This window comes from Acidovorax sp. WCS2018Noco2-16, assembly GCF_031843945.1.
In the GTDB taxonomy this organism is placed as follows: Bacteria; Pseudomonadota; Gammaproteobacteria; order Burkholderiales; family Burkholderiaceae_C; genus Paracidovorax.
Window position 1 is genome coordinate 1 of record NZ_JAVTJJ010000001.1, and the last position, 24,564, is coordinate 24,564.

23 protein-coding genes and 1 tRNA gene are annotated in these 24,564 nt (G+C 62.0%); 17 read left to right on the forward strand and 7 right to left on the reverse strand.

Going from position 1 to position 24,564, the window contains the following annotated elements; all coding sequences use genetic code 11:
* Positions 1–90, reverse strand: a 90-nt coding sequence (locus tag RQI28_RS00005; protein ID WP_311221520.1) for a transposase, incomplete at its 3' end; no start/stop codon positions are given.
* Positions 91–200: 110 nt separating this feature from the next.
* Between RQI28_RS00005 and RQI28_RS00010 the strand changes: the two genes are divergently transcribed.
* Positions 201–353, forward strand: a complete 153-nt coding sequence (locus RQI28_RS00010; RefSeq protein ID WP_311220552.1) for a hypothetical protein — start codon at positions 201–203, stop codon at positions 351–353.
* A gap of 862 nt (positions 354–1,215) precedes the next feature.
* Here RQI28_RS00010 and RQI28_RS00015 read toward each other — a convergent pair.
* From RQI28_RS00015 to RQI28_RS00035, 5 genes are all read right to left on the reverse strand, one after another.
* Positions 1,216–2,328: a plasmid recombination protein gene (locus RQI28_RS00015; protein WP_311220553.1), complete on the reverse strand. Its 1,113-nt coding sequence runs from the start codon at positions 2,326–2,328 to the stop codon at positions 1,216–1,218.
* A 279-nt stretch (positions 2,329–2,607) separates the two neighbouring features.
* Entirely contained in the window at positions 2,608–3,867 is a 1,260-nt protein-coding gene (locus RQI28_RS00020) for a phage integrase SAM-like domain-containing protein (RefSeq protein WP_311220554.1), read from the reverse strand.
* A gap of 76 nt (positions 3,868–3,943) precedes the next feature.
* Positions 3,944–4,033 (reverse strand) — tRNA-Ser (locus RQI28_RS00025).
* 69 nt (positions 4,034–4,102) lie between these two features.
* Complete coding sequence (locus tag RQI28_RS00030; protein ID WP_311220555.1) at positions 4,103–5,020, reverse strand: stomatin-like protein; 918 nt, start codon at positions 5,018–5,020, stop codon at positions 4,103–4,105.
* 72 nt (positions 5,021–5,092) lie between these two features.
* Positions 5,093–5,518: an NfeD family protein gene (locus tag RQI28_RS00035; RefSeq protein WP_311220556.1), complete on the reverse strand. Its 426-nt coding sequence runs from the start codon at positions 5,516–5,518 to the stop codon at positions 5,093–5,095.
* A gap of 144 nt (positions 5,519–5,662) precedes the next feature.
* Here RQI28_RS00035 and RQI28_RS00040 point away from each other — a divergent pair, with 144 nt between their 5' ends.
* From RQI28_RS00040 to RQI28_RS00075, 8 genes are all read left to right on the forward strand, one after another.
* Positions 5,663–8,044: an arginine/lysine/ornithine decarboxylase gene (locus RQI28_RS00040; RefSeq protein ID WP_311220557.1), complete on the forward strand. Its 2,382-nt coding sequence runs from the start codon at positions 5,663–5,665 to the stop codon at positions 8,042–8,044.
* Between the two features lie 364 nt (positions 8,045–8,408).
* Positions 8,409–8,981 carry an NAD(P)H-dependent oxidoreductase gene (locus tag RQI28_RS00045; RefSeq protein WP_311220558.1) on the forward strand — a complete coding sequence of 191 codons (573 nt, stop codon included), beginning with the start codon at positions 8,409–8,411 and terminating at the stop codon, positions 8,979–8,981.
* Between the two features lie 125 nt (positions 8,982–9,106).
* The gene (czcI, locus tag RQI28_RS00050) at positions 9,107–9,460 is read left to right on the forward strand and encodes a cation efflux protein, CzcI family (protein ID WP_311220559.1); all 354 of its coding nucleotides are present in this window, start codon (positions 9,107–9,109) and stop codon (positions 9,458–9,460) included.
* Between the two features lie 150 nt (positions 9,461–9,610).
* Positions 9,611–10,906, forward strand: coding sequence for a TolC family protein (locus tag RQI28_RS00055; protein WP_311220560.1), 1,296 nt, complete (start codon positions 9,611–9,613; stop codon positions 10,904–10,906).
* Positions 10,907–10,943: 37 nt separating this feature from the next.
* The gene (locus RQI28_RS00060; protein WP_311220561.1) at positions 10,944–11,501 is read left to right on the forward strand and encodes a hypothetical protein; all 558 of its coding nucleotides are present in this window, start codon (positions 10,944–10,946) and stop codon (positions 11,499–11,501) included.
* The gene (locus tag RQI28_RS00065; RefSeq protein ID WP_311220562.1) at positions 11,498–12,616 is read left to right on the forward strand and encodes an HlyD family efflux transporter periplasmic adaptor subunit; all 1,119 of its coding nucleotides are present in this window, start codon (positions 11,498–11,500) and stop codon (positions 12,614–12,616) included. The genes RQI28_RS00060 and RQI28_RS00065 overlap by 4 nt, the downstream gene beginning before the upstream one ends.
* 13 nt (positions 12,617–12,629) lie before the next feature.
* Positions 12,630–15,782: an efflux RND transporter permease subunit gene (locus RQI28_RS00070; RefSeq protein WP_311220563.1), complete on the forward strand. Its 3,153-nt coding sequence runs from the start codon at positions 12,630–12,632 to the stop codon at positions 15,780–15,782.
* A 55-nt stretch (positions 15,783–15,837) separates the two neighbouring features.
* A complete protein-coding gene (locus RQI28_RS00075) occupies positions 15,838–16,233 on the forward strand; it encodes a hypothetical protein (RefSeq protein WP_311220564.1) in 396 nt (131 codons plus the stop codon).
* 144 nt (positions 16,234–16,377) lie between these two features.
* Here the strand turns inward: RQI28_RS00075 and RQI28_RS00080 are convergent, their stop codons facing one another.
* Complete coding sequence (locus RQI28_RS00080) at positions 16,378–17,025, reverse strand: FMN-dependent NADH-azoreductase (RefSeq protein ID WP_311220565.1); 648 nt, start codon at positions 17,023–17,025, stop codon at positions 16,378–16,380.
* A gap of 135 nt (positions 17,026–17,160) precedes the next feature.
* Here RQI28_RS00080 and RQI28_RS00085 point away from each other — a divergent pair, with 135 nt between their 5' ends.
* The 8 genes from RQI28_RS00085 (at position 17,161) to RQI28_RS00120 (ending at position 24,530) form a co-directional block, all read left to right on the forward strand.
* Positions 17,161–18,102, forward strand: a complete 942-nt coding sequence (locus RQI28_RS00085; protein WP_311220566.1) for a LysR family transcriptional regulator — start codon at positions 17,161–17,163, stop codon at positions 18,100–18,102.
* A gap of 162 nt (positions 18,103–18,264) precedes the next feature.
* The gene (locus RQI28_RS00090; RefSeq protein ID WP_311220567.1) at positions 18,265–18,978 is read left to right on the forward strand and encodes a hypothetical protein; all 714 of its coding nucleotides are present in this window, start codon (positions 18,265–18,267) and stop codon (positions 18,976–18,978) included.
* 253 nt (positions 18,979–19,231) lie between these two features.
* Complete coding sequence (locus tag RQI28_RS00095; RefSeq protein WP_311220568.1) at positions 19,232–19,816, forward strand: alpha/beta hydrolase; 585 nt, start codon at positions 19,232–19,234, stop codon at positions 19,814–19,816.
* Between the two features lie 169 nt (positions 19,817–19,985).
* Positions 19,986–20,996 carry a sulfate ABC transporter substrate-binding protein gene (locus tag RQI28_RS00100; protein WP_311220569.1) on the forward strand — a complete coding sequence of 337 codons (1,011 nt, stop codon included), beginning with the start codon at positions 19,986–19,988 and terminating at the stop codon, positions 20,994–20,996.
* A 4-nt stretch (positions 20,997–21,000) separates the two neighbouring features.
* A complete protein-coding gene (cysT, locus tag RQI28_RS00105) occupies positions 21,001–21,888 on the forward strand; it encodes a sulfate ABC transporter permease subunit CysT (protein ID WP_311220570.1) in 888 nt (295 codons plus the stop codon).
* A complete protein-coding gene (gene cysW / locus RQI28_RS00110) occupies positions 21,885–22,799 on the forward strand; it encodes a sulfate ABC transporter permease subunit CysW (protein WP_311220571.1) in 915 nt (304 codons plus the stop codon). Before cysT ends, cysW begins: the two co-directional genes overlap by 4 nt.
* A gap of 13 nt (positions 22,800–22,812) precedes the next feature.
* Positions 22,813–23,937, forward strand: coding sequence for a sulfate ABC transporter ATP-binding protein (locus RQI28_RS00115; protein WP_311220572.1), 1,125 nt, complete (start codon positions 22,813–22,815; stop codon positions 23,935–23,937).
* A 59-nt stretch (positions 23,938–23,996) separates the two neighbouring features.
* Complete coding sequence (locus tag RQI28_RS00120) at positions 23,997–24,530, forward strand: disulfide bond formation protein B (RefSeq protein ID WP_311221521.1); 534 nt, start codon at positions 23,997–23,999, stop codon at positions 24,528–24,530.
* Positions 24,531–24,564: the final 34 nt, after the last annotated feature.

Here is a 24,564-nt window from a genome sequence, read left to right on the forward strand (position 1 = left end):
AGCCGACACATCGGCCACCTTGTAGCCTCGTTCGGTGATCTGCTTGACCGCTTCGGTCTTGAATTCCTCGGGGTATCTCTGCTTGCTCATGGCACCTCCTATTGGGCCTCAGGTTTGAGGCTCAGAGGTGTCTAGAAAACCCGGGGCGATTCACAGATCTCGAGTCCAATAAGGAGGACAGTGGGCTTTGGCGCCTGAAAATGCTTCACAAGCGCTTCAACGTGTCGGCCCTCAAGTCGGCCATCAATGAGAAGAGCAGCAAGGGGGCACCTTCCCTCGGCAAACATCTTGTCGGCTGGGATAGCCCGGACAACTGGTTTTCTCGTGAGGAGCTGATTGGCCTGGGTTACTGAGCAGGACCCTCGCATCAGGCACTGATAGTTGGGCGATAGCAGCTACCGGCACAGACACACCGGGGCACGGCGATGACACGCAATTCGGCCATGCAACCTCGACTGTCCACATCTACGCGATGTGGCTGCCGCCTCAGTAAGAGGAGTGCGGGCTAAGCCCTCTTAGCACTTGAGTGTTAGTAGAGCGCCTAAGGATGTTTTTCAGCGACTGCTCGTGATCGCAGCAGTCGTTCAACGCCCGCGAATTGAGCGACAGCAACCAGCCTACAGCCACCCTTCGCCTTAAGCATTTCGCATGCTATTACAGCTGGTCATGTCTCATTTGAGCCTTGATTGGCAGCACAGCTAGGGCTTGCCCGGCGCACTTCCAAGCACCAATTCGTTGCAGTCAGTATCACTGCAGCTCAAACCCGATTGTGGGTAGGCATGTGGGTCAGCCAAAAAAAAGCCACCTCTCAGGTGGCTTTTCCATGAAACAACAACAGTTTACTGCAACTAAATGGCGGAGAGGGCGGGACTCTTTTTAAGTCCGTCCAACCCCAGCAAAATCAACGACTTGGCAGCCTTTTCGCGAAAAATCTCGCTACCGGATATGTTACCAGCTTGGTAGCACAGGTGCTACCATTACCTTTCCGCCAGGAGAGAGTCGCCGCTCTCCCGTATGGCCAGGGTTCATAGGTTCTTCTATGAAAGTGCTGTTCCACGTGTGCGGATAGAAAGGCGACACCATGAATAAACTCATGAAATTCGCTGTAAGGCTGCTGATAACAGCTTTACTGCTGGTGATGTGTGCGACACCGGCCTACTAAGCATAAAAGGACCTTCGCGGGTCCTTTTATTTTGCCTACATAATAATTTATTGTCAAGCATTATTTGGCCTTAAATGCATTCCGCCTTGTTTTCGGGGTGGTATTGCTGTCGGGGATGGTATTGCTAGCTTAGGTTTGAATTTCTCAACCTCAGCCCTTAGAGCTACAATCTTTCGGTCTTTATTCGAGATAATTACCTTTAATTCATCAATTGTTTTTATCTTATTGCCGTGGTATTCAATCTTTCGATTGGCCTCTGCAAGCTGCTCTTCCGTTTCTTTTTTCAGCTTTTTCAGAAGTCTGTATTCTAATCCTCGGTCAATTTCCAACAGGGATTTAACAGCCTTATTTGATTTAGCCAAAATTTTTAACCTTGGCACTAGTTTTTCGTCCAATGCCTTTTTGACTGCCTGCCGACTGCTTAGAACGCCTAGCTCAGCCAGAACGTCATCCACCATATTGCCAATTACTTTGCTGTAATCCTCTGTGGCCGCTTCGTGAATTAGCTTGTCGTATTCTTTCAGGGTAATTTTTTCGGTCATTGCGTCCTCCGTTGGTCTTTTTAATCCGAATTTCTCATTCACTTTTGCGTAAGCCGTCACAAACTTTTTCCAAAAAGTTGGGTTCCAGCGTTTTGCGTTTAGGCTCTTAATTTCTTTTTCTTGCGTGCCGTATTGATTTTTGTATTTCAAAACCTTGGTTTCTTCTGGCGATAGCATCACGTGAATATGTGGGGTCTTTTCATCCAAGTGCAGCACCGCAAATTTCACGGCGTCCGGTCCAAAATGCTTTTTGACAAAATCCATTTGCACCTGCATCCACTCATCTAATTTCTTTTGGGTGGCGGGAGTTAAACGGCCATTCACATTCCAATCGTCGCCCCAATATTCCGGGCTCGTGGTCAGCACCATATCCACCACCAGCACGCTATCTTTTTTTATCGCAATATCGTTATCGGCCCAATGCTTTTTAAACTTGGCCAGCATATCGGGGCCCTTGCTGGTGTCTATTTTCAGAGGGTTTTCTAGGACCCGGTTTAGCTGGTGGCGTTTGGGGTCGATACGGGCCTTGTCTCCCACCGTCAGCCGAGTGCGGAGGTTGTGATTTGCCATTGCCGTTATCTCCCCGGCTGTCTTGACTTTCTGGAACTGTGCTATACAATACATATACGCCCTTTCTTATTATTGTTGTGTTGCGCCATTACATTAAAGCAGAAAATCCGGCATAGTCAAGAAAACCTCCGCAAGGGCGTTTTTGGCTTGGTATTACTTAAAATACCAACCCTCCTCAAAAACTGCGTTTTCTCCTCTGGGTTGGTATCGGAAAACTGCGTTTTCCTTTTTAAGGCAAGAGGGTTCCCCTCTTTGCAATCTCCCTATTCCGACCCATAAAAAAACCCGCTGGACGCGGGTTTGTTTTAAAGGTCGGCTGAGCTTGAACTCTATCTAAATAAGCGCCCAGAGCGCCATTTGCGATGGGTTGGCAAGCGTATAAAGCTGGTCCGCATTGAACTTATTTGTGTAGGTGGCAACGTTCACCGACTCAATTTCGTGGCCGAAAATCTGACAACGGGGCTCAAACTCCACCCCATTTTTCTGGAAAAAATTGTTCGCAAATTTCCGCAGGCTGTGAAAAACCAGCTTGCCCCTAGTAATACTTTCCGCTTCCAAATTCCGGGAAAACTTCTTACCCGCTGCATTTCCCGACCCTTTTCCATCGCGTGCGGCGTATTTAAAAAGCTGGGTTTTGCCATCAATAAAATCAGAAAACCCCGCCCCAAAAATTACTTTCGGCAACGGCACTTCACGTTTTCCGGCTGCCGTTTTGCTTTCTCGGACAACCAAAATATCGTTGCCTTGTTGAGTTTTTTGAATTTGACTTTGGGTCAAACTGGTCAATTCAGACACCCGGCAACCCGTTAAAATTGCCAATACAACTGTCCAATAGTAGTCTGGGTCTGCAACCTTCTGACATTTGAAATACTCACCCTGCACGATTTTTTGGACCTCAGCGGTCTCAAAAATATCATACCCACCTGCCAACTTTTGCCTTTTGGTTAGCAAAGACATACCCTCGCAAGGGTTCTTGCCCTCCATATAACCCTGCTTCAAAGCGAAGTTTAAAAGCGATTTCAGGTGACCTACTTTATTATCGATGGTTCTCTCTGTGTTGCCATTTTTGCGCAACGTCTCCTGATATCTCGTGATATCGCTTACCAGGATTTGAACAATCCGGCAGCTTTCTCCGTTGAATTTCTCAAAATCCCTTACCGCATTTTTGACCGCGATGACCGAGGCGGGTTTGAGTTTGCGCAGCAACAGGAATTTATCCAACAACTGCGACAGCGTGAGGCCGTAGGCTTTGCCCCCAACCCCCACACTCAACGGGAGCGGAGCGACTGGACTTGTAGACGGTTGCAGAGCCTTCAACGTCTCTAACAGCCTTGCGTGGTCCTCTGGGCCATCGCTCTTGACCCGAGTGACTCCATTGCCAATTTCCAATTCGTACCGCGACAAGTCGCCGGTCTGAAAATTGAAGTCCGATACTTTGGGTTTGCTCATTTCGATGGCTTGCAGGAGGGACAAGGCCCTCAGCTTAGCCAATGCCGGGTCGGCAGTCTTCAATGAGCGTTTGAATTGAACCCCGCCCACACGTGTGTGCAGGTAGAAGCTCTTGCCTCTCAGATAGACAGGTAGGGTCAGCACGTTTGATACCAAATGTGCTACCAAGCCCGAATGAAAAAAGCCTCTAAGTCGTTGAACTTAAAGGCTTTTCTGCTTTTGGCGGAGAGGGCGGGATTCGAACCCGCGGTGGGGATTAGCCCACACACGCTTTCCAGGCGTGCGACTTAAACCGCTCATCCACCTCTCCGAAGCCCGCGATTGTAGCAGTGCTTTTCATTGATTTTGCAAAAAGGTTACAGCCGAGCCGCCACAGGCCTCAGGGCGCGCGCTGGGCGGTCTGCACCATCTTCATGGCCGAGCCAATGAGTGCGGACACTTCGGTCATGTTGCTGGGCACGATCAATGTCGTGGTGGCATCGGCCGCCACCTTGCTGTATGCCTCGACAGCTTTTTCGGCCACTTTGAGCTGAACGGCCTGTTCGCCTCCGGGTTGGCGGATGGCAGCGGCAACCCGTTCGATGGCAAGGGCGGTGGCTTCAGCCACTGCGGTCAGCGACGCGGCCTCGCCCTGTGCGTTGTTGATCTGCGCCTGCTTTTCACCTTCCGACCGTGCAATGAAAGCTTCCCGTTCGCCGGTCGCAATGTTGATTTGCTCTTGGCGGCGGCCTTCCGACGCAGCGATCAGCGCGCGCTTTTCACGCTCGGCGGTGATCTGGGCCTGCATCGCGCGCAGGATTTCGTTCGGTGGAGTCAGATCCTTGATCTCGTAGCGCAGCACCTTTACGCCCCAGTTCAGCGCGGCCTCGTCAATGGCCTGTACCACCTGAGCGTTGATGATGTCGCGTTCCTCGAAGGTCTTGTCGAGTTCCAGCTTGCCGATCACGCTGCGCAGCGACGTCTGCGCCAGTTGCGTCACTGCCGTGATGTAGTTGCTGGAGCCGTAACTGGCACGCATGGGGTCGGTAACCTGAAAGTACAGGATGCCGTCCACTTGCAGCTGCGTGTTGTCGCGTGTGATGCAGACCTGGCTGGGCACGTCGAGCGGGATTTCTTTGAGGCTGTGCTTGTAGGCTACCCGGTCGATGAAGGGGATCAGAAAATTCAGCCCTGGGGTGAGGGTGCCGGCATATTTGCCCAGCCGCTCTTTCACCCATGCGTTTTGTTGCGGAACGACCTTCACCGAGCGAGCGATAAAGATGGCGGCGATCACGAAGACGACGATGGCGATTTCCATAGGACCTTTCAGTAAGCGGACAGATAAAACAGAGATGGGGCGGGTGAGTGGTGCAGTGCAGACGCGCTGGTGCTACAGGTGATCGACCAGCAGCCGGCTGCCGATGACCTCGGCCACGCGGTGGGGGCCGGGCGAGGGCGCGTTGCCGGGCCGCAGCACCACCGTCCACTGCGCACCGCGGTAGCGTACCTGTGCGGTGCCATCAGCGTTCCATGCGTCGACCTGCACCGATTCGCCGATGTCCAGGTTCACGTCACGATTGCTGGCAGCGGGCTGCCCGGCAGGGCGATGGCGGCGAAACAGGTGGCAAGCTCCTATGCCTGCCGCGCCCACAACGGCTGCACTCAGCAACTGCGCCGAAGTGGAAACGCCGGCATGCGCGGCCAGTGCACCCGCGCACAGGCCTATTGCCAGCATCAGCAGATAGAAGGTGCCGGTCAGCAACTCTGCCACTACGGCACCTCCCGCCAGCAACCACCAAATGGTCGATTCGTCCATGACATCCTCCTTGCCCCATCGCCCTAGCGGACGGGGTTTGCCAAATTGTGGGACAAAAGCCCGCATGTTCAAGAGCGTGACATTGTTATTCCTTACACTGCGCGGCTATCTCGTTTTTTTGGCCCGATTGCCCGGAGGCTGCGCATGAAGTTTCGCTTTCCCATCGTCATCATCGACGAGGACTACCGCTCTGAAAATACTTCCGGATTGGGCATTCGCGCGCTGGCGCAGGCCATCGAAACCGAAGGCTTTGAGGTGCTGGGCGTCACCAGCTACGGTGATCTGACGCAGTTCGCCCAGCAGCAAAGCCGCGCCAGCGCCTTCATTCTCTCGATTGACGATGAGGAATTCACGCTGGGCTCGGGCCTCGACCCCATCGTGCTCAGCCTGCGCAAGTTTATTGCCGAAGTGCGCCGCAAGAACACCGAAGTGCCGATCTATGTGCACGGTGAAACCAAGACCTCGCGTCACCTGCCCAACGACATCCTGCGCGAGCTGCACGGCTTCATCCACATGTTCGAGGACACGCCGGAATTCGTGGCCAAGCACATCATTCGCGAAGCCAAGAGCTACCTGGAAAGCGTGCAGCCGCCGTTCTTCAAGGCGCTGCTCGATTACGCAGAAGACGGCTCTTATTCATGGCACTGCCCTGGCCATTCAGGCGGCGTGGCGTTCCTGAAAAGCCCTGTGGGCCAGATGTTTCACCAGTTCTTCGGCGAGAACATGCTGCGTGCCGACGTCTGCAACGCCGTGGAAGAACTCGGCCAGCTGCTGGACCACAACGGCGCCATTGGCGAGTCGGAACGCAATGCGGCGCGCATCTTCAATGCCGACCACTGCTTCTTCGTGACCAACGGCACCAGCACGTCCAACAAGATGGTCTGGCACCACACCGTGGCGCCCGGCGACGTGGTGGTGGTGGACCGCAACTGCCACAAGTCGATCCTGCACTCGATCATCATGACCGGGGCCATCCCCGTGTTCCTCAAGCCCACGCGCAACCACTTTGGCATCATCGGACCGATCCCGAAGAGCGAGTTCGAGCGCGATGCCATTGAGGCCAAGATCCGCGCCAACCCGCTGCTCAAGGGCGTGGACGCCAAGACCGTGAAGCCGCGTGTGCTGACCATCACGCAGTCCACCTACGACGGCGTGCTCTACAACACCGAAACCATCAAGTCGATGATGGACGGCTATGTGGACAACCTGCATTTCGACGAAGCCTGGCTGCCCCATGCGGCGTTCCATCCGTTCTACGGCAGCTACCACGCCATGGGCAAGAAGCGCGCACGGCCCAAGTACTCGGTGACCTACGCCACGCAGTCCATCCACAAGCTGCTGGCCGGCATCAGCCAGGCCAGCCACGTGCTGGTGCAGGATTCGCAGACCGTCAAGCTCGACCGTCCGCTGTTCAACGAGGCCTACCTGATGCACACCAGCACCAGCCCGCAGTACGCGATCATCGCGAGTTGCGACGTGGCCGCCGCGATGATGGAGCCGCCCGGTGGCACTGCGCTGGTGGAGGAAAGCATCCTGGAAGCGCTCGACTTCCGCCGCGCGATGCGCCAGGTCGAGGCCGAGTTCGGCGACAACGACTGGTGGTTCAAGGTGTGGGGCCCGGACAAGCTGGTGGACGAAGGCCTGGGCCGTGCGGAGGACTGGATCATCCGCAGCGATGGCAAGGGCAAGAAGAACGCCAGCAAGTGGCATGGCTTCGGCCAGATGGCCGACGGCTTCAACATGCTGGACCCCATCAAGTCCACCATCGTCACGCCCGGCCTGAACCTGGACGGCAAATTCGACAAGACCGGCATTCCCGCGTCGATCGTCACCAAGTACCTGGCCGAGCACGGCGTGGTGGTGGAAAAGACGGGTCTCTACAGCTTCTTCATCATGTTCACCATCGGCATCACCAAGGGCCGCTGGAACACCTTGCTGACCGCACTGCAGCAGTTCAAGGATGACTACGAGAAGAACCAGCCCATGTGGCGCATCCTTCCCGAGTTCTGCCAGCAGCACAAGCGCTACGAGCGCATGGGCCTGAAGGACCTGTGCCAGCACGTGCACGAGCTGTACGCCAAGTACGACATCGCCCGCCTGACGACGGAGATGTACCTGTCGGACTTGACGCCTGCCATGAAGCCCAGCGACGCCTTCGCTCACATCGCGCACCGCAAGACCGAACGCGTGGAGATCGACCAGCTCGAAGGGCGCATCACCACCAGCCTGATCACGCCGTACCCACCGGGCATTCCGCTGCTGATTCCGGGCGAAGTCTTCAACAAGAAGATCGTGGACTACCTCAAGTTCTCGCGCGAATTCTCCAAGCTGTCGCCCGGTTTCGAAACCGATATCCACGGCCTGGTGGAAATCGAGGACGAGAACGGCGTGGTGCGCTATTACGCCGACTGCGTGGCCAAAGCCGAGCAGCCCAAGCCCGGGCGGCGCGGTGGTCTGAAAGACGCGCCCAATGCCGAAGACATCGTGCAAGTGGGCAGCGATGGGCCGTTCGGCCGCAAGGTCTGACGCTCGGCTGAAGTGATGACCTGAACCCCATGCCTGGCTTGCCGCGCAGGGGTTCGATCCATCGGTTGATGAAAGCCCGGCCATGTACGCATGGCCGGGCTTTTTTTCATGAGCCAGGCGCGGGCGAGGTCTGCAGCCTGTAGGACGAGGGCGGAACCGCAATGGGGCGGTCTGGGTCCTCCAAGTTCATCGTTTGAAGCCTTTTAGGCCTCTAGCGCCCGTCTATCAAGCGCAGATAGCTATAAAATAAATAGCAGATTCGGCGCGCTCAGCCTGAGTTGAATGGGAGGCTGCTGCTTATCATGGCCCGCTGTGTCGGCGCGCCGCTGGCACCTTTCTCCTGACGAACTCACAAAGGAATGGCATGGACAAGTATCAGATCGCTGTCGTCGTCGGCAGCTTGCGCAAGGATTCGATCAACCGCAAGCTGGCCACTGCGCTGACCCGCCTTGCGCCAAACAACTTCTCGTTCACCGAAGTGCGCATCGACGATCTGCCGCTCTACAACCAGGACGACGACGGTCACCAAGCCGCGCCCGTGCTGCGTCTGAAGTCCGAAGTGTCGGCTGCGCAAGGGCTGCTGTTCGTCTCGCCTGAATACAACCGGTCCGTACCCGGTGTGCTGAAGAACGCGCTTGACCACGGCTCGCGCCCTTATGGCCAAAGCGTGTGGGGCGGCAAGCCGGCGGGCGTGATCGGCGCGTCCATCGGCGCCATCGGCACGGCCGTGGCGCAGCAGCATTTGCGCAACGTGCTGGCGTACCTGGACGCGCCCACGCTGGGCCAGCCAGAAGCCTTCATTCATTACAAGGAAGGCTTCTTCGATGCGGACGGCAACGTCGGCGAAGGCAGCCGCAAGTTCCTGCAGTCCTGGGTAGATAAATACGTCGCGTGGGTCAAAACGCACAACAATGCGGGCGACCATAAGCCTGTTTGATGAAGCAGCGTTGGCTCTGCGGTGCAACCGGCGCCGCGCGGCAGCACGCGCAGCACTGCGACATACCTCGTGCCAGCGCAAGGGCATGGCCCGCGCAGCCCGCAGACCGCTACAATTTTTGAACCATGCGCCGCTGGCTGATCCTCTTTCTGCTCACCGTGCTTCCGCTCCAGTTCAGCTGGGCAGAAGCCGCGAGTTATTGCGCGCATGAAACGGGCGGTGCATCTGCCCAGCACTTCGGCCACCATGAGCATCACCACGTGGCCAGCGACGCCGCACATGATGCTGCCTCCGCCAATGCTTCAGGCGTGGATCTCGACTGCGGTGCCTGCCATGCCGGCTGCGCGCTGGCTATCGTGGGCTCCTTCGGATCCGTGCCCACCTTGGCGCTGCCCACCTTCGTGCAGCCGCACCCGCTGCGCATGGCGGCGCCGCCTCTCTCGCTACCCGACCGCCCCAATTGGGCTCGCCTTGCCTGATCGGCGAGGCGGGTAGCCAGCTCTCTTTCACCCCTCGCTAGCTGCGGCATGCCCGCGCTGGGCCGACCTTTGTGTCGGCCGGGCGTTGCGTGCCGTCGGCCGGCCTCGCCGATTCGTCCCTCGTGAGTTGTTTCACCTACGGAGAATCGGATGCATCGACAAATTCGCAGCCTGGGTTGGCGTTGGGCCATCCCTGTGCTGATGGCGAGCCCTGCGCTCGCACAAACCCCTGACGCCGCCTTGCAGCCGCCGCTCGTGCGCTGGTACGAAGCCGCCTGGGCGCGCCAGCCCGAAGCCGCGTCGGCCGCCTTGCGCGACCAGGCGGCGCAGGCGCGCGGCGCTGCGGCCCAGGCCTGGACGCCCGAGCCGCTGGCGATGGACGCTTCCATCAAGACAGATCGCTTCAACGCCCGCGAAGGCGGCCGTGAAGTGGAAGTGGGCGTGGCCATTCCGCTGTGGCTGCCCGGCGAGCGTGCCGCCTCCGCGCGGCTGGCCGCAGCAGAGCGCGACGCCAATCAAAGCCGCACGCTGGCAGCCCGCCTGCGCACCGCCGGCCAGGTGCGCGACGCCTGGTGGCAATGGCAGCGCGTCCAGGCCGAAGCCGCAGCTGCTGACGACCGCCTGGGTAGCGCCCGCGCGCTTGCCGCTGACGTGGCGCGCCGTATGAATGCGGGCGACTTGTCGCTGGCCGACCGCCATCAGGCCGATGGCGCCGTGGCCGCAGCCCTGGCAGCGGTGGCAGAGGCCGGCGCGGGTGTCGTGGCAGCGCGGCAATCGCTGGTGGCACTGGCAGGCCTGTCGCCAGACACACCGCCAATGCCTGATGCCGCCATAGAAGCCGAGCCGCTGCCGGCCGCCTCCACGCCTACCGTTGCCGATGCGACGCACCCGGCGCTGAGCGAGTTGCAGCGCAAGGCAGACTCAGCGCGGCGTGCGGCAGACCTGCTCGGCGTGCAGCAGCGCGCCAACCCTGAACTCACTCTAGCCACCACGCGCGATCGGGGCAGTCGCAACGAGGCTTCTCAGCAGACGGTGACCCTGGCGCTGCGCATTCCGTTCGGCGGCGGCGGCCGGCATGAAGCCAAGCTCGCTGCGGCCTATGCCGAGGCGCTGGAAGCCGAGACCCTGCTGGCCGGCGAATCGGCGCGTGTGCAGTCGGGCATTGCCACGGCGCGCAGCCGCCACTCCGCCGCTTTGGCGCAGCTGCAGGCGGCCGACGAGCGCCTGCGGCTCGCGCAGGCCTCACGCGGGTTCTTTCAGAAATCGTTCGCTCTTGGCGAGACGGATTTGCCCACGCGGCTGCGCATCGAGCAGGAGGCGGTCGATGCCGAGCGCCAGGCATTGCGCGCCCGGCTGGAGCTGGCCGCTTCCGTCTCGGCACTGCGGCAGGCAATGGGCTGGTTGCCCGGCGCAAGTTCCAGCGCCATTTCCGATGCGGCCCGCTGAGCGTCGCACCGATCTTTCCCTATTCAGAAATATGCACATGACTGCTCTTCCCTTGTTTCGCACCTGCTTGGCCGCCATCTGGCTGGCGTTTGCCGTGCTGCCGGCACAGGCCCATGATGGCCACGACGACGCTCCCGCTGCCACCAGCGGCGGCGCTTCACCACGCTTCGCCGCTGAGTCACCCGACTTCGAACTGGTCGGCGTGCTGACCGGCCAGCACCTGACGCTGTATCTGGACCACGCAGCCGACAACCGCCCCGCAAAGAACGCAAAAGTCGAGCTGGAAATCGGTGGTAACGCCGTGGCCGTAATGCCTCACGGCGATGCCGGCGAGTTCGAAGCCACGCTGGTCCAGCCGCTGCCGGAAGGCGATACGCCCGTGATGGCGACCGTGACCGTGGGCGACGCCGTCGATCTGTTGACGGCCAACTTCCACGTGGAAAGCGCAGCGCACACGGGCGAATCAACTGCGTCACCGACCTGGCGCAGCGTGGTGCCATGGGTGGCGGGCGGCGCAGTCTTGCTGGTGCTGCTGGCACTGTTCGGTTTTGGCATGCGCAGCCGCCGTACCGGCACCCAAGGAGCCGCAGCATGACCGCCGCTAATCGCCCATTGATGAATTGGAGCTTGGCCGCCGCGCTGGCTTTGTCCGTCGTGCCCGCGCTGGCCGGGCCGGGGCACGACCACGGAGATACGCCGCCAGCTGCATCAGGCAACGGCCCGCAGCGCCTGCCCGACGGCAGCGTGTTCATTCCCAAGCCTGCGCAGCGCCAGATGGGCGTGCGCACGCAGCCGGTGGCGCTGGAGGCGCTGGCCCGCTCGCACGAGTTGGCCGGCAAGGTGGTGATGGACCCGAACGCCGGCGGCAAGGTGCAGGCCCTGGTCGCAGGGCGCCTGGTGCCCGGCCCGGGTGGGCTGCCGCAGGTAGGGCAGACGGTGCGCAAGGGTCAGGTGCTGGGCTATGTGGAGCCGGCCAATGGGGCGCTGGAACGCTCTGGCCAGGTCGCGCAGGTTGCAGAGCTGCGCGCAGCGAAGGGGCTGGCCGACAAGCGCTTGGCGCGCCTGCGCGATCTGGCCGACACGGTGCCGCGCAAGGAGATCGAGGCGGCAGAAAGCGACGCCGCGAGCCTTGCGGCCCGCATGCAGGCGCTGGGCGCGGGCCTGTCGAGCCGCGATGTGCTGGCTGCGCCCGTCACCGGCGTGGTGGCCGCCAGCCTGGCGGTTGCCGGGCAGGTGGTGGATGCCCGCGAGTTGCTGTTCGAAGTGGTGGACCCCGCACAGCTGCGGGTGGAGGCGCTGGCTTACGAGCCTGCGTTGGGGCAGAACGTGGCGGGCGCTTCACTGGCCGTGGGCGGGCAGCGGGTGCCGCTGGCGTTCGTAGGGGCTGCACGCAGCTTGCGCGAACAGGCGCTACCCCTGATCTTCAAGGGCGCGGGCGGGCAGGCCGTGCCGTTGGCCATCGGCCAGCCGGTCGCGGTGTTCGTGCATGAGGCCAGCACCGTCAAGGGCTGGCGCGTGCCATCAGCCGCGTTGATGAAGAACCCGGCCAATCAGACCATCGTCTGGGTGAAAACGGGTGCCGAGGCCTTCGCTCCCCGTGTTGTCACTGCGCTGCCGCTCGATGGCGCGACGGTGGCCGTGACGGCGGGCCTGGCCGATGGCGACCGCGTCGCCACGCAGGCGGCGGCTTTGATCAATCAGGTTCGCTGAAGCGGAGGCCCCCATGTTCAAGTGGCTTCTGGAAAGCAGCCTGCGCAACCGGCTGCTGGTGATCATCGCCAGCCTGGTGCTCATGGCCTATGGCGCGTTCACGCTGTCGCGCACGCCGGTGGACGTTTTCCCCGATCTCAACAAGCCCACCGTCACGCTGATGACGGAGGCCGGCGGCATGGCTGCGGAGGAGGTGGAGCAGCTCATCACCTTCCCGCTGGAAACGACGATGAACGGCCTGCCCGGCGTGGAGAGCGTGCGCTCGGTCTCCAGCGCGGGGCTGTCGTTCATCTACGTGACCTTCGACTGGGGTACCGAAATCTTCCGCGCGCGGCAGATGGTGTCCGAGCGGCTGTCGGCCATGGAAGAAGGCCTGCCGCCGGGCGTGCTGCCCCGCATGGGCCCGATCAGCTCGATCATGGGCGAGATCCTGCAAATCGCCATTCCCATTGGCGCGCCACCAGCCGGGCAGCAGGCGAAGCCGGGTGCGCCCGAGTTGTCGGCCATGCAGGTGCGCGAATACGCCGACTGGGTGCTGCGCCCGCGCCTGATGGCCATTCCCGGCGTGGCGCAGGTCATTCCGATCGGTGGCGAGGTGCGCCAGTTCCAGGTGCAGCCGGACACGGCGCGCATGGCCGAGCTGGGCATTACCGAAGCCGCGCTGGACGGCGCGCTGCAGGGCTTTGCTGCCAATACCTCGGGCGGCTTTCTAGAGCTGAACGGGCGCGAATATCTGATTCGCCACCTGGGCCGCACTTCCCGGCTGGATGACCTGCAGAACCTGGCGCTGGGCGTGCGCAGCGGCCAGCCCATCTTGCTGCGGCAGGTGGCGCAAGTCAGCTTCGCGGCAGCCCTCAAGCGTGGCGATGCAGGCTTTGAAGGGCAGCCAGCGGTGATCCTGGGCATTCAGAAGCAGCCCACCGCCGACACGATTGCGCTGACCCGTTCCATCGAGACCGCTTTGGGCGAGATGAAGAACACGCTGCCTGCAGGCATGAATGCGCCGCAGGTCACCTTCCGGCAGGCGAATTTCATCGAAGCCTCCATCACCACGCTGCAGGGCAAGCTGATCGGTGCCGCGATCTTCGTGGCGGTGATCCTGTACTTTTTCCTGGGCACCCTGCGGCCCTTGTTGATTGCGCTGACGGCCATTCCGGCATCGATCTTCGCCACCGGGCTGGTCTTCCAGTACTTCGGCCTGTCGATCAACACCATGACGCTGGGCGGGCTCGCCATCGCCATCGGCGGGCTGGTGGACGACGCCGTGGTGGACGTGGAAAACATCATGCGCCGTCTGAAGGACGACCGCGCGCGCCACCCAGACCACCGTCTGCACCCGCTGGAGGTGGTGGCCCGCGCGTCGATGGAGGTGCGCTCGGCCATCCTCTACGCCACGGTGATCATCGTGCTGGTGTTCCTGCCGCTCTTTGCGCTGCCGGGCATGGAAGGGCGCCTCTTCGTGCCGCTGGGCGTGGCGTTCATCGTGTCCACGCTGGCGTCGCTGCTGGTGTCGGTGACGGTGACGCCGGTGCTGTCGTACTACCTGCTGCCGGGCATGAAGTCGCTGGACCACGGCGACACGCGCGTGCTGGCGTGGCTCAAGGCGCGCTACCGCACCAGCCTGCAGGCGGTTTTGCTGCGCCCGCGCGCGGCGCTGGCGGCGGCCGGCGTGGCGGTCTTTGTGGCGGCGGTGGCCGTGCCGTTCTTTCCCAAGACGTTTCTGCCGCCCTTCAACGAGGGCACGCTGCTCGTCGGCCTGCGCCTGAACCCCGGCGTGACGCTGGCCGAGTCGTCCGCGCTGGCGCGGCAGGCCGAAAAGCTGGTGGCCCAAGTGCCCGAGGTGACGCACGTGGGCCGGCGCAGCGGCCGTGCAGAGCTGGACGAACATGCCGAGGGCGTGCACGTGAGCGAGCTGGACGTGGGCCTCAAGCCCGCCGCCGAGCTGACGCGCTCCATGGACGCCATCACCGCCGACATCCGCGCGCGGCTGGCGCCCTTGCCGGCGGCCATCGGCATCGGCCAGCCTATCTCGCACCGCATCGACCACATGCTCTCGGGCGTGCGCTCGCAGATCGCGATCAAGGTCTTCGGCGAAGACCTGGACACGCTGCGTGGCCAGTCCGAGGTGCTGCGGGCTCGCCTGGCCGGCATCGAGGGCCTGGCCGACTTGGAAGTGGAAAAGCAGGTGCTGGCGCCGCAGATCATGGTGCGGGTGGACTACGCCGCCGCCGCGCGCTACGGCCTGCCCGCGCCGCAGGTGCTGAAAACGCTGCAGAGCCTGGTCGAGGGAGAGAAGGTCACCCAGATCGTCGAAGGCAACCGGCGTTTCGCGCTGGTGGTGCGCCTGCCGGAGACGGCGCGGTCGGTGGAAGGCCTGGGCCGCATTCTCATCGACACGCCGCTGGGCCGCGTGCCGCTGTCGCGCCTGGCGACCATCGAGGAAGGCGACGGCCCCAACCAGGTCAGCCGCGACGATGGCCGCCGGCGCATCGTGCTATCGGCCAACGCGCAGGGGCGGGCGCTGTCCGATGTGGTGGCGGACATCCGGGCGGTGGTGGCTGCAACGCCGCTGCCCGAGGGCTACTTCATCACGCTGGGCGGGCAGTTCCAGGCGCAGGAAGAGGCGTCGCGCCTGGTGGGGCTGCTGTCGCTGGTGTCGCTGGTGCTGATGTTCGTGGTGCTCTACAGCCGCTACCAGTCGGCAGTGCTGTCGGCGCTGATCATGGTGAATATTCCGCTGGCGCTCGTCGGCGCGGTGCTGGGGCTGTGGCTGTCGGGCCAGCCTCTGTCGGTGGCTGCGCTGGTGGGGTTCATCACGCTGGCGGGCATCTCGGTGCGCAACGGCATCCTGAAGGTGAGCCACTACCTGAACCTGATGCGCATCGAAGGCGAGGCGTTCGACCACCAGATGATCGTGCGCGGCTCGATGGAGCGGCTGAGCCCGGTGCTGATGACGGCACTGGTCACGGCGTTTGCGCTGGCGCCGCTGCTGTTCGAGGCCGAGCGGCCGGGCACCGAGATCTTGCACCCCGTGGCGGTGGTGATCTTTTCGGGCCTCATCAGCTCGACCTTGCTGGATACCTATCTCACGCCCGCGCTGTTCTGGCTCTTTGGCCGGCGCGCCGCAGAGCGGCTGCAGAACGACCGCGATGCAGAGGCTTTCTGACGCCGCGCGGCGGGCTCCCTTTCCCTTGTTTTCATTTCAACTGAAGGAGATGGTGATGACACGTTTTTCGATTCGCACCCTGTTGCTGGCCGGCGTGCTGGCCCATGGCGCCACTGCGGCGTGGGCTGCCGGCGACCACGCCCATGCGCACGGCCATCAGCCGCTGCATGGCGGTGTCGTGGTGGAGGCCAAGGACATGGACTACGAACTGGTGGCCCGTGCGGACCGGCTGCAGCTGTATCTGCGCGACCACGGCAAGCCGATGCCCGTTACGGGGGCCTCCGCCCGGTTGGTGTTGCTGACCGGCGCAGACAAGCAAGAGGTGGCGCTGGCGCCTGCGGGCGATCGGCTGGAAGCGGCGGGGACGTTCCGCATCGCCAAGGGCACGAAGGTGGTCGCGCAGGTGCAGATGGCGGGCAAGGCGTCATCGGCACGCTTTGTCTTGCCGTGACAAATTGCTATTAAGTTAATAGCTGCTAGCGCATGATGGATAAGCGCTAGAGGCCGATTTGGCTTATATTTTTGCCAGATGGCCCTGTACCAACGAAAAGAGCCGGCACTGCCGGCTCTTTGTTCGTCAGGCCGAAGCCTTTGCTCAGGCAGCCTGAGCCACTGCGACTTGTGCTGCAGGCACAGCCACGTGCGATTCGATGTCGAGGTCGGCGCTGGCCAACGCGGCGCTCTTGGCGTCCGGACCCATCGCCACGCCCTCGGCCCGCACAAAGCGCACGTCGGTGATGCCGAAGAACCCGAACACCGTCTGCAGATAGCTTTCCTGATGTTCCATGGCGCGGCCGCCTTCGCTGGTCGAGTAAACACCGCCACGCGTGGACGCCACGATCACGGTCTTGCCCTTGGCCAGGCCTTCGGGGCCGGTCGCGGTGTAGCGGAAGGTGCGGCCAGGCTGGGCGAGCCGGTCGATCCACGCCTTGAGTTGCGTGGGAATGCCGAAGTTGTAGAGCGGAGCACCGACGACGATGACATCGGCCGCCAGGAACTGGCTCACCAGTTGTTCGGACACGGCGTTCTCCCGCTGCTGGTTTTCGCTCAGGCCATCGGTCTGGCCGGTGCGCGGCGCCATGGCGTCCATCGTGAAGTGGCTTGGCGCATTGGCCACAAGGTCCAGGTGCTGCACTTGCGTGCCGGGGTGGGTTTCGACCCAGGCGGCCACGGTACGGGCCGTGAGTTGGCGCGAAACGGACGCGTCACCGGTGATGGCGGAATCGATGTGCAGCAGTTGCATGGAAATCTCCTGGGAAGGCATGCCACGGTGGTGGCGATGGATAGATTGTGCTGGTGTTGATATTGATTGATAAGCCGGTTTTTTTGCAATAGATTGTTCTATTCGTCGAATCAATCAATGGAAGAAGGGTGCGCCATGCAAGACCTGAACGACATGCTGTACTTCGCCGAGGTGGTGGAGCGTGGAGGCTTTGCTGCGGCGGGTCGGGTGCTGGGCGTGCCGAAGTCGCGGCTGTCGCGTCGCGTGTCCGATCTGGAGGCGCATCTGGGTGTGCGCCTGCTGCACCGCACCACCCGCAAGCTGTCGCTGACGGATGTGGGTGAAGCGTATCTGCGGCACTGCCAGGCGATGCGAGATTCCGCCCAGGCTGCGGCCGACGTGGTGGCCCAGGTGCAGACCGAGCCGCGAGGCACTGTGCGGCTGACCTGCCCGGTTACGCTGGCGCACAGCGTGCTGGGCAAGCTGATGCCGCAGTTCCTTCAAATCCATCCGCTGGTGCGGGTTGAGATGCAGGTCACCAACCGGGTCGTCAACCTGGTGGAAGAGGGCGTGGACATCGCGTTGCGCGTGCGTGCCACGGTGGACGACAGCGGCAGCATGGTGGTGAAGCGGCTGGACGAAAGCACGCAGGTGCTGGTCGCCAGCCCTGCGCAGCTGGCACGGCAAGGCGTGCCGAAAAATCTGGCGGATCTGCCCGCTCTCGACAGCATGGCCATGTCGGCGGCGGACGGCCGCACGTCGCTGAAGCTGATCAGCCCCGATGGGCGCGAGGAAACGGTACACCACACCCCCCGCTATGTGGCCGACGACCTGGTGTCACTCAAGTTTGCAGCGCTGGCAGGCGTGGGTATCTGCTGGCTCCCCAACTATCTGTGCCATGCGGAGCTTGCGGATGGCCGGCTGGTGCAGGTGCTGCCCGACTGGTCCACGCCCCGCAGCGTGGTGTACGCCGTCTTCCCTTCGCGCAGAGGACTGTCGCCAGCGGTGCGGCATATGCTCGACTTTCTGGGCGACGCCGTTCCCGGTGGTGCGGCGATTCCTCAGAACGGGCAAGCTGAGGCCATGGCTGCCGGGTGATCTGTTTGCCTCCGCTACGACAGCTCCCAACAAACGCACAGTCACAACTGCAGCGTCTGTCTCGCATACGAGCGAGTTTTTTAAGCAATACTCCCCGGCTTTCATTGGGCGATGGCTGCCGTGTCCTACGGCAACTGGTTTAGCCCATGCGGATATTTCCACATGAACTCCTCTACGAGCGCAACACCTTCGCCTGCGGGCTCGGCTGGCACCAGCCTGGCTCCACGTGTCTTGGTGATCTTGATCGTGGGCTGGCTTCTGGCCGGCTACTTCGTCGTGCCTTGGCTGCCTGCGTCCGCCGGCTGGGAAAACAGCTGGCTCGAAAACATGCAGGTGGTCATTCTTTTGGCAGGGGCAGCGTTGGCGTGTGCCTACGCGCGCAAGTTCGCTCGCACTGGATCGGGCAAGCCCGCCGTGGCGCTGGGGCTGTGCCTGGTGCCGATCTGGTTGCTGCTGGTCGGGCGGGAACTGGCCTGGGGCGCCGCGCTGCTGCCTCCGCTGGGCATGGGCGACGACGGTCCGGAATATTCGTCGTCCGTACTTTGGTACAAGTCCGCCGTGGCGCCAGTCGCTGTGGTGGTGTTGGTCGTGGCCCTGGCTTTCTTCGCCAGGTTTCGTGCCGACCGGCTGATCTGGCCCCTGCTGCGAACACGGCATTTTCCTTGGCTGGCGTTGGCTCTGGGCGTGGGCTCAGGTGTGTTGAGCACTTACGCAGAAGGGCATATGGGAATGCATGTGGTGCCCGGCTGGGCCGGGCATGCGCTGGTGCTGGAAGAGTGGGCCGAGGTGGCGGCCTATCTTTCATTGGTGGCGGCCCAGTGGCAAGTGCTGGATTGGGCGCGGCGCCTGGGTTTGTCAGCAGCCTTGGGTCGGTGACAACATCACTCCGACGCTTTCGAGCGCTCAAGCCCAAGAGCCCCGTTAGACGATTTTCCTATTAATTCACAACCAGATATTCGTTTGGGTTTTAAAACGAGACTCGCAAAATCAGGCGCATTCCAGCTCCACCTAGGAACGATGGCATGGCCGCTGCAGCGCATTTCTCTCACTTTCCCGCCCGTCCCGGCTCCTCCACGTTCTTGAATGCTGGGTTGACCACTGGCGGCGGCTGTCGACAGGAGTGCAGCGCGTGACCAGAGCCGCACCAGTGACCTCCATCGTCGTCGTGCCCGGTTGGCGTGATTCAGGTGTGGGGCACTGGCAAACGCTCTGGACCGAGCGCCTGCCCTCTGCAATTCGCGTGGTGCAAGACGACTGGATCACGCCCACCCGTAGCGCGTGGGTGAAGACGCTGGAAAGCACCATTTTGTCGGCGCCCCATCCTGTCGTCGTCATGGCCCACAGCCTGGGCTGCATCGCCACCGCCCATATCAGCGAAGAAGCGGCTGCCCGAGTACGTGGTGCGCTGCTGGTAGCGCCAGCAGACCCGGAGCGCCGTGCAGTGCTGAGCGATTTCGCCCCGGTGCCTTATGGCACTTTGCAGTACCGCAGCATTCTGGTGGCCAGCAGCAATGATCCGTACTGCCCCGTTCGGCTGGCTGGCGCTTATGCGCGGGCTTGGGGCAGCGAATTCGTGCGTCTGCAGAATGCGGGGCACATCAATGTCGAATCGGGCCATGGCGATTGGCCGCTGGGCTGGGCGCTGCTGCAGTCGCTTGTGGACGATCTGGAGTGGACGTCCACAGCTCCCGAGAACTTGCGATCGGCCGCCTGAGGGAGTTATTTCTACAGGCTACCGGGCCTAGAAACAAGCGCCTAACCAGAAATCGGCTTGATTTTCTTTATGCTTATTTTCGATAAATTAACAAAAATATATTCTTTTGAGTTTTAAGCAGGGCTGACCACAATGCACGTTACTTTCAGCAACGTGGGGTGACGCAAGCATGCACACGAAGAACAAACTCAAGACTCTTATCGCGGCTGTAGCGCTCGCCGCCACCGGCTTGGCTGCCGCCCAGACATCGACACTGCTCAATGTGTCGTACGACGTGGCACGGGAGTTCTACAAGGACTACAACCCGGCGTTCATCGCCCACTACAAGAAAACCACCGGCAAGGACATAAAGATCGACCAGGCGCATGGTGGCTCCAGCGCCCAGGCCCGTGCAGTGAACGACGGCCTCGACGCTGACGTGGTGACGTTCAACACCACCACCGACATCGACTTTCTGGCCAGCAGCGGCGTGGTGGCGAAAGACTGGGCGAAGAAGTTTCCGAACGACGCGTCGCCCACCACTTCGACCATGCTGTTCCTGGTGCGCAACGGCAACCCCAAGAACATCAAGGACTGGAGCGATTTGACCAAGCCCGGCGTGCAGGTCGTGGTGGTGAACCCCAAGACGGGTGGCAACGGCCGCTATGCCTATCTGGGCGCCTGGGGCTCGGTGCGCGAAAAGGGCGGCACCGACGCGCAAGCGGCCGAGTTCGTGGGCCAGCTCTACAAGAACGTGCCCGTGCTGGGCAAGGGCGGGCGCGACGCCACCAGCATCTTCCTGCAGCGCAACACAGGCGACGTGCTGATCACGTTCGAGTCGGAAGTGCTGTCCATCGAGCGCGAATTCGGCAAGGGCAAGGTCGATGCGGTGTACCCGTCCACCAGCATCGTGGCGGACAACCCGGTGGCCGTGGTGGAGCGCACTGCCGCCAAGAAGGGTTCCGGCGCGCTGGCCAAGGCCTATCTGGACTACCTGTATTCGGAAGAGGGGCAGGAAATTGCCGCCAAGCACGCACTGCGTCCGCGCTCCGAAGCGGTGCTGAAGAAGCACGCCGACCTGTTCAAGCCCGTCAAGCTGTTCACCGTGAACAAGTACTTCGGCTCGCTGGGGGATGCGCAGAAGGTGCATTTCAACGACGGCGGCCAGTTCGACAAGCTGTACACGCCCGGCGGCAAGTAAGCCCATGTCTGCGGCGACTTCCCCATTGCCCCCCGGCGCCGGCGGGGCCCCGGCATCGCGTGCGCGCCGTGCGCAACGCGTGCTGCCGGGCTTTGGCCTCACGCTGGGCTACACGCTCTTTTATCTGAGCATCATCGTGCTGATCCCCATGTCGGCGCTGATCTTCAAGACCTTCACGCTGACCTGGGATCAGTTCTGGGTGGCGGTCACGGCCCCGCGCGTGCTGGCGTCTTACCGGCTGACCTTCGGCGCGTCGCTGATCGCCGCGCTGGTCAATCTGGTGTTCGGCCTGCTGATCGCCTGGGTGCTGGTGCGATACAAATTCCCTGGCAAGAAGATCGTCGATGCGCTGGTGGACCTGCCTTTCGCGCTGCCCACGGCGGTGGCGGGCATTTCGCTCACCGCGCTGCTGGCCGGCAACGGCTGGCTGGGGCGCTATCTAGAGCCGATGGGCATCCAGCTGGCGTTCAAGCCGGCCGGGGTGGTCATCGCGCTGATCTTCATCGGCCTGCCGTTCGTGGTGCGTACCGTGCAGCCGGTGCTGGAAGACGCCGAAAAAGAGCTGGAAGAAGCCGCCACCAGCCTGGGCGCGACACGTCTGCAGATCTTCACCAAGGTGATCCTGCCCACGATCACCCCGGCACTGATGACGGGTTTCGCCATGGCCTTTGCGCGCGCCATCGGTGAGTACGGCTCGGTCATCTTCATCGCGGGCAACATGCCCATGGTGTCCGAGATCACGCCGCTCATCATCATCGGCAAGCTCGAACAGTACGACTACGCGGGCGCTACGGCGGTCGCAGTGGTGATGCTGGTCATCTCCTTTCTTTTGCTGCTGGTCATCAACGCACTGCAGGCCTGGCAGCGCCGCAACGCGGGAGCACCGGCATGAGTTCGAGCACCATCACTCCACCGGCCAAGCGCCGCGTGCAGGCCGGCACGACCGAATCACCCTGGGTGCGACGAACCCTGCTGGGCATTGCGCTGGCGTTTTTGCTGCTCTTTTTGGTGCTGCCGCTTGCGGCCGTGTTCGTGGAGGCATTCTCCAAGGGCATCGACACCTACATGGCCAGCTTGCGAGACCCCGATGCCTGGTCTGCCATCAAGCTGACACTGATCACCGCCGTGATCGCCGTGCCGTTGAATCTGGTGTTCGGCGTGGCTGCAGCCTGGGCCATTGCCAAGTACGAGTTCAAGGGCAAGGCCTTTTTGACCACGCTGGTAGATCTGCCGTTTTCGGTGTCTCCAGTGGTGGCGGGCCTGATGTACGTGCTGGTGTTCGGCGCCAACGGCTGGTTCGGCCCCTGGCTGCAGGCCAACGACATCAAGGTCATCTTCGCCGTGCCCGGCATCGTGCTGGCTACCGTGTTCGTCACCTTTCCCTTCATCGCGCGCGAGCTGATTCCGCTGATGCAGGCGCAGGGCAACGACGAAGAACAGGCAGCCATCGTGCTGGGCGCGACCGGTTGGCAGACCTTCTGGCATGTCACGCTGCCCAACATCAAATGGGGGCTGCTGTATGGCGTGATTCTGTGCAATGCACGGGCCATGGGCGAATTCGGTGCCGTGTCGGTGGTGTCGGGCCACATTCGTGGGCAGACCAACACCATTCCGCTGCACGTCGAAATTCTCTACAACGAATACCAGTCTGCGGCGGCCTTCGCGGCTGCGTCGCTGCTGGCGCTGCTCGCGCTGGTCACCCTGGTCATCAAGTCTGTCGCCGAATGGCAGAGCGAGCGCGAGCACAAGGCTGCCCTCAACCTGCCGCCCGAGCGGCCCACGCCGGCGCCTGCGCCGCGTTGAAAGCGAGTCATCCATGAGCATTGAAATCCGCAACATCAGCAAGCAGTTCGGCGACTTCCAGGCGCTGCGCGACGTGAGCCTGGACATTGCGTCCGGCGAACTCATCGCGCTACTCGGGCCCTCCGGCTGCGGCAAGACCACGCTGCTGCGCATCATTGCCGGGCTGGAAACGCCCGACGTGGGAAGCATCCATTTCAGCGGCGAAGACACCACCGACGTGCATGTGCGAGAGCGCAACGTCGGCTTCGTGTTCCAGCACTACGCGCTGTTCCGCCACATGAGCGTGTTCGAGAACGTGGCGTTCGGCCTGCGCGTGAAGCCGCGCGACCAGCGGCCCAGCGAGGCGCAGATCAAGAAGAAGGTCACCGACCTGCTCAAGCTGGTTCAGCTCGACTGGCTGGCCGACCGGTTCCCGTCGCAGCTGTCAGGCGGCCAACGTCAGCGGATCGCCCTGGCGCGCGCGCTGGCGGTGGAGCCCAAGGTGCTGCTGCTCGACGAGCCCTTCGGCGCGCTGGACGCCAAGGTGCGCAAAGAGCTGCGTCGCTGGTTGCGCCGCCTGCATGACGAACTGCACGTCACCTCGATCTTCGTGACCCACGACCAGGAAGAGGCACTGGAAGTGGCCGACCGCGTGGTCGTCATCAACCAGGGCAAGATCGAGCAGAGTGGCTCGCCGCAAGAGGTGTGGGACCAGCCGGCCAGCCCATTCGTCTACGGCTTTCTGGGCGATGTGAACCTGTTCCGCGGCCGCGCGCACGAAGGCCAGATACATGTCGAGGGTGTTCAGATCGATTCGCCCGAGCATGCGCAGGCGCAGAACGCCAGCGCGTCGGCTTACGTTCGGCCGCACGATCTGGATGTGCGCCGCTATTCGCCAGGCGAGGGCGTGGATGCGGAAGGGCGCCCGCGTGGCATCGTCGCGCAACTGGCGCGTGCCATCGTGGTCGGCCCGATCGCCCGGTTGGAACTTATTCCGGCCGACGGCGACAAACCATCCGACAATGCAGCCCCCGAATCCGTGATCGAAGCGCAGATCCCTGCGAGCGAATTCCGGGAGCTGGGTTTCAGGGAGGGTGAAACGCTGGTGGTGACGCCACGCCGCGCCCGGGTGTTTCTGGATCAGGCCGCCGGTATCTGACGCTACTCTTCCTGGGGGAGCCGCCAGCCACCCGGCGGTTCATATAAGAGAACGTGAAGATGATTTTGAACTGGTTGGATCACGCGCCCCGGCGCGTGCTCGCTTTGATCTGCGCCGCATGCATTGGCATGCTGGCTTTCGGCATGTATCTGCAGCACGGGCTGGGGCTGGAACCTTGCCCCATGTGCATCGTGCAGCGCTATGCTCTTATTTTGGTAGCTGTCTGCGCAGGACTGGCAAGCGCTAGAAGCCAAAAAGGCTGGCAAATCGGCTGGGGTGTGCTGGCCTTGCTGGCTGCCGGCTTCGGTGCTTTCGTCGCAGCCCGCCAGAGTTGGCTGCAGTGGTACCCGCCCGAGATCGCTACCTGTGGCCGCGACTTCTACGGAATGATCGAGCACTTCCCCATCGGCCGGGCGATCCCCATGATCTTCCGTGGTTCGGGCGACTGTGCGGCCATCGACTGGACCTTCCTGGGTGGCTCCATCGCCAACTGGTCGTTCATCTGTTTCGTCGGCTTTGGGCTGGTGTTGATCGCGCTGCTGGTGCGCCAACTGCGCGGCGGCCGGCGCTCCGGTCTTTCTGCTGCAGCCTGACAACCGCAGGCATTTTTGAATCGACGACAGGGCG

Coding starts and splice junctions, on each gene's coding strand:
- RQI28_RS00010 (WP_311220552.1), top strand. CDS start 201: ATGCTTCACAAGCGCTTCAACGTGTCGGCCCTCAAGTCGGCCATCAAT.
- RQI28_RS00015 (WP_311220553.1), bottom strand. CDS start 2,328: ATGTATTGTATAGCACAGTTCCAGAAAGTCAAGACAGCCGGGGAGATA.
- RQI28_RS00030 (WP_311220555.1), bottom strand. CDS start 5,020: ATGGAAATCGCCATCGTCGTCTTCGTGATCGCCGCCATCTTTATCGCT.
- RQI28_RS00035 (WP_311220556.1), bottom strand. CDS start 5,518: ATGGACGAATCGACCATTTGGTGGTTGCTGGCGGGAGGTGCCGTAGTG.
- RQI28_RS00040 (WP_311220557.1), top strand. CDS start 5,663: ATGAAGTTTCGCTTTCCCATCGTCATCATCGACGAGGACTACCGCTCT.
- RQI28_RS00045 (WP_311220558.1), top strand. CDS start 8,409: ATGGACAAGTATCAGATCGCTGTCGTCGTCGGCAGCTTGCGCAAGGAT.
- czcI (WP_311220559.1), top strand. CDS start 9,107: ATGCGCCGCTGGCTGATCCTCTTTCTGCTCACCGTGCTTCCGCTCCAG.
- RQI28_RS00055 (WP_311220560.1), top strand. CDS start 9,611: ATGCATCGACAAATTCGCAGCCTGGGTTGGCGTTGGGCCATCCCTGTG.
- RQI28_RS00060 (WP_311220561.1), top strand. CDS start 10,944: ATGACTGCTCTTCCCTTGTTTCGCACCTGCTTGGCCGCCATCTGGCTG.
- RQI28_RS00065 (WP_311220562.1), top strand. CDS start 11,498: ATGACCGCCGCTAATCGCCCATTGATGAATTGGAGCTTGGCCGCCGCG.
- RQI28_RS00070 (WP_311220563.1), top strand. CDS start 12,630: ATGTTCAAGTGGCTTCTGGAAAGCAGCCTGCGCAACCGGCTGCTGGTG.
- RQI28_RS00075 (WP_311220564.1), top strand. CDS start 15,838: ATGACACGTTTTTCGATTCGCACCCTGTTGCTGGCCGGCGTGCTGGCC.
- RQI28_RS00080 (WP_311220565.1), bottom strand. CDS start 17,025: ATGCAACTGCTGCACATCGATTCCGCCATCACCGGTGACGCGTCCGTT.
- RQI28_RS00085 (WP_311220566.1), top strand. CDS start 17,161: ATGCAAGACCTGAACGACATGCTGTACTTCGCCGAGGTGGTGGAGCGT.
- RQI28_RS00090 (WP_311220567.1), top strand. CDS start 18,265: ATGAACTCCTCTACGAGCGCAACACCTTCGCCTGCGGGCTCGGCTGGC.
- RQI28_RS00100 (WP_311220569.1), top strand. CDS start 19,986: ATGCACACGAAGAACAAACTCAAGACTCTTATCGCGGCTGTAGCGCTC.
- cysT (WP_311220570.1), top strand. CDS start 21,001: ATGTCTGCGGCGACTTCCCCATTGCCCCCCGGCGCCGGCGGGGCCCCG.
- cysW (WP_311220571.1), top strand. CDS start 21,885: ATGAGTTCGAGCACCATCACTCCACCGGCCAAGCGCCGCGTGCAGGCC.
- RQI28_RS00115 (WP_311220572.1), top strand. CDS start 22,813: ATGAGCATTGAAATCCGCAACATCAGCAAGCAGTTCGGCGACTTCCAG.
- RQI28_RS00120 (WP_311221521.1), top strand. CDS start 23,997: ATGATTTTGAACTGGTTGGATCACGCGCCCCGGCGCGTGCTCGCTTTG.